Raw genomic sequence first — 4,082 nt, forward strand, 5'->3', positions numbered from 1 at the left:
ACAGAAACCTTTGCGGTACACGGCACTCAGGATCCGGACGTCAATCATGAACTGGCACACACGCTGGGACGCAACCACGGGCAGGAAAATGCCTGTATCGCATTCAGCTGTAAAGACTACGGCGCGGATGCTACCGAAAACCTTTCTCCGACATTACGGGCCGGTAACAGCAGCAACAGCAACCAGAATTCAGGGCAGCCGCCTGCGATTGCTTTGGTCGGAAATACTATTGGCCGCGCCCCACAAAACGGTGGCAACGGAACCGGATATGATGAATCCGGCGTTTCATACACCCTGACAAAATCTGATATTCATGGTGTTTCAGTACGCAACACCGTCCGCCGCTTGACCCCTGTCGAGTGTGAGCGGTTACAGGGATTTCCGGATTTTCACACACAAATCAGCTGGCGCGGTAAAGATGCTACCGATTGCCCGGACGGTCCGCGTTACCGCGCTATCGGTAACAGTATGGCGGTACCGGTTATGCGCTGGATTGGTGAACGTATCCTTGCTGCTCTGCCCCAGGAGGAAACTCCGGATCTGCGTTCTGATTACGTGGTCGCGCTGGAAGAACTGCGTAATAAACCCGCTCATATGCTGAAAGATGTCGGCGACCAGTGGCAGACGCCTGATGCACTGTACTGGGGTATCAACGCGAAGTTTGGCCCATGTACCCTCGACCTGTTTACCGACGGCCAGAACAGCAAATGCCCGAACTATTACACCGCCGAAGATAACGCGCTGACACAGGACTGGTCAGAAAAGCTGAAAGAGCTGGGCGGGGCAGCATATGGCAACCCTCCGTATTCCCGTGCAACCTATCATGATAAACAGGCCGTTACAGGGATGGTTCATGTCATGGAATACGCTCAGGCTATGCGTGAGAAAGGTGGGCGGTATATTTTTCTGATAAAAGCTGCAACCAGCGAAACATGGTGGCCTGAGTATGCTGATCATGTTGCATTTATCCGTGGTCGTATCGGGTTCGATTTACCGGATTGGTTTGTGCCGGCGGATGAAAAACAGAAACCGTCAGGTGCTTTCTTTGCCGGTGCGGTTGTCATCCTGGATAAGGACTGGCAGGGAGACAAAATCAGTTACATCAGCCGTGATGAACTGATCGCCATCGGTGAACTGTTTATGCAGCAGGCTCACTGGCTGGTGGAGAAAACAGGGGAGGCTGCGTGATGATTCTTTATCTCAGAATTGCAACTGACATCCCGGCGGGGACTGCAATCACGACCCGCTACATCATGGACAAATACAAAGTATCACGCAGTACAAGCCGGAACGCATTAGCTGTTCTGGCTCATATAGGTGCTGCTGTGGAAATAAGCCGCATCCACACAGAAGGCACTGCTTACTCACTGTCGCCTGACGCGGCAGATAAGGCGAAAAAATACAGAAATCTGGTGATCATCATGCGGAAAAACCCGATTCATGTCAGGCGCAACAACGGACCGATCCTGTCCAGCCCGGCTGATATGGCAGAGCGCGGGTTTGTATCTGCGCATAACCGGTTGTTTATGGCACTGGCGGCAAAGCGCCGGGAGATGATGTTGAATGGGGTGAAAAAGTCGCTGGTGGTAAATCCGTGGTGACGATCAGCCCCTATGTGAAACGCGCAGTATACGGCTGCGCTTAATGAGTGGAGAGATAAATATGCAGCAGATTACCCATGGTGTCAGCATTTCGCCTGTGATGCACAATCAGGCGGTAACGATGTCGAGCCGCGAGATAGCCGAACTGACCGGCAGTCGTCACGGTGATGTAAAACGGTCGGCAGAACGGCTGAATATTGCCGGGATTTTAACTACGCCGTTGGCGGAGTTCGATTTTGAGCATAACGGTAATACCTATACCGAGTACCGGTTCAATAAACGTGACTCCCTGGTACTGGTGGCGAGATTGTCCCCGGAGTTTACGGCTAAGATTGTCGACCGGTGGCAGGAACTGGAAGAGCAGCTTCAGCCGAAAATACCGCAATCCTATACAGAGGCTTTACGCCTGGCGGCAGATCTGAATGAGCAGCTCGAAGAAAAATCCCGCGCACTGGAATTGGCGGCCCCGAAAGCGGAATTTGTCGATCGGTATGTTGATACCACCGGCTCAATGACATTCCGTCAGGTGTGCAAATTACTGAAAGTGAAAGAACCGGAATTCCGGCTGTTCCTGCAGGAGCAAAAAATCATGTACCGCCTTGGCGGGTCGTGGTCGGCATACCAGTGCCATATTGACGCCGGGCGGCTTGAGATTAAGACCGGCACCAGCCAGACGAACAACCATTCATTTTCACAGGCGCGGTTCACATCGAAGGGCGTGAAGTGGATTGCAGGGCTGTGGGGTACCTCTCAGGTTGAAGGAGCTGTTTCCTGATGAATTACCTGTTAACCGGTTTTGTTCAGAAAGATGCCCGGATCCTGATGTTTAATCCGGGCGCGGAGATCGGCAATTTTCTGAACGGTGCCCGCTATGTGGTGAGCGCGGCGCCGCAGTCCATGAATGGTATTCCGTCCGGTCGTGTTCCGGCAGATGCACAACCGCTGCTGACAGATGAGCGGGTGCTGCGTTTCATGGATAATCCTGCCGTGATAAAAGCCGCCGGCGGTCTGTCCGGTTCCCGGCATTACGTTAAATCGGTGGGTCACTGCCAGATTAACGATCCGGAAAACCCTTACCACCACCACGAACTGACCATGACCCGCCATAAAGACGGTTTTATCCGGACATGCTGGCACCACGACAACATCATCCGGAAAGGAGGTGTCCACCAGCAGCAGGCGGACGACATTCTGTTATGTAATCAGCGGGCACTGGTTGCACGAGGCATCTTTACCGATCTGCGGTTGCCTGCCGGTCATCTTCTTAATCCCTCCGATTTATTCACCTGGTCTGTAATGCGCCGTGTCAGTGATCATCTTCCTGCCTTTATCAGTTCCTACATCCTGATGCAGGCACCGGAAGAAGAGATAGCCGGTACCATGACCGAGCATTCTATTGTTCACCGGCCGCGCTCACACAGCCAGGCTGTTCAGGAAATCGTAGAGCAGATAAAGCCTGTTGTTGTTCCGGAGATAGAGCCGGAGCCACCAGCAAGTTTTATGCGGATCCCGAAGTTAAAGCGCTGGGAGTGTCAGAAATACCTGCAGTGGGTGAAAAGCCAGCCGTGTTGTGTGTGTGGCCAGCAGGCGGACGACCCGCATCACATCATCGGGCACGGCACCGGCGGTACCGGTACAAAAGCACACGATATTTTTACTATCCCGCTGTGTCGGATCCACCATGACGAGTTGCATCGGGATCCGGCAGCATGGGAAGCAAAGCACGGCAGCCAGCTGGAGTTGTTATTTAAGTTTATGAACCGGTCATACGGGATCGGCGTTTTTGGTTAATGCGCTGTACGGAGCGCGGAGAGATAAACAATGAGCGATATTCAGCAGAGTTCGGAATGTTTGGTGATGAGCAGAAGTATAAAAGACTGGCTGGAAGCCTGGGGAAACTGGAGTTCGTCACGTACCGGAACTGAGTATAAGGGGGTATCTTACATGTCAGGCCCCTCTTCCGGAAATCGACCGTGGCTTGATGATGTTGAAGGCATGGTTATCGACCAGGCGGTTGGCAGTCTGAAGAAATATGATATCGACGGGTACAACATTATCTGCCTGCACTACCAGAATCATATTTCATGTCGTGCGATTGCGAAGAAGTGGGAAAAGCGCCCGGATTACATCACGTCATATTTGTCACGGGCGGAAGCCTATATTGCGGGTGTAATCCATGCGACACTGAAAGCTGCCTGATTGTATGGATATTTTACTGATCAAATAATCAGTAAAATAACTTGACTGTCCGGATGTCCGTACGGTAAGGTGTGATAAATTAGCGCTGCGCGTGTAACTTCGGCGCTGCCAAAATAAAGAATTAACAGCCTCACTTCGGTGGGGCTTTTTTGTATCTGCAATGGTAAGGTAACTTCAAGTGGTAGGCCTGCCGCTCTTGAAATCCACACGCAAAGCTGGGAGTTACCTTTCCATTGTGGAGAATGCCGAGGCTGATCGGCTGACTCGCATGGGCTACTGTAC

General features: G+C 52.2%; 6 protein-coding genes. 5 read left to right on the forward strand and 1 reads right to left on the reverse strand.

Annotated elements, in window-relative coordinates:
• From U868_RS24945 to U868_RS24320, 5 genes are all read left to right on the forward strand, one after another.
• A partial coding sequence (locus U868_RS24945) for a phage N-6-adenine-methyltransferase (RefSeq protein WP_115660409.1) occupies positions 1–1,188 on the forward strand: 1,188 nt, incomplete at its 5' end.
• Positions 1,185–1,601: a hypothetical protein gene (locus U868_RS0100725; RefSeq protein ID WP_162817194.1), complete on the forward strand. Its 417-nt coding sequence runs from the start codon at positions 1,185–1,187 to the stop codon at positions 1,599–1,601. The genes U868_RS24945 and U868_RS0100725, both read left to right, overlap by 4 nt.
• A gap of 61 nt (positions 1,602–1,662) precedes the next feature.
• The gene (locus tag U868_RS0100730; RefSeq protein ID WP_036411283.1) at positions 1,663–2,376 is read left to right on the forward strand and encodes a phage antirepressor KilAC domain-containing protein; all 714 of its coding nucleotides are present in this window, start codon (positions 1,663–1,665) and stop codon (positions 2,374–2,376) included.
• On the forward strand, positions 2,376–3,392 hold the full coding sequence (locus tag U868_RS0100735) for a DUF968 domain-containing protein (protein WP_025151614.1): 1,017 nt from the start codon (positions 2,376–2,378) through the stop codon (positions 3,390–3,392). The genes U868_RS0100730 and U868_RS0100735 overlap by 1 nt, the downstream gene beginning before the upstream one ends.
• A 66-nt stretch (positions 3,393–3,458) precedes the next feature.
• Positions 3,459–3,800, forward strand: coding sequence for an antiterminator Q family protein (locus U868_RS24320; protein WP_162817195.1), 342 nt, complete (start codon positions 3,459–3,461; stop codon positions 3,798–3,800).
• 20 nt (positions 3,801–3,820) lie between these two features.
• Here U868_RS24320 and U868_RS25670 read toward each other — a convergent pair.
• A partial coding sequence (locus U868_RS25670) for a hypothetical protein (protein ID WP_205275471.1) occupies positions 3,821–4,082 on the reverse strand: 262 nt, incomplete at its 5' end.

Origin of the sequence: Morganella morganii H1r (assembly GCF_000633515.1) — a bacterium.
GTDB lineage: Bacteria > Pseudomonadota > Gammaproteobacteria > Enterobacterales > Enterobacteriaceae > Morganella > Morganella morganii_B.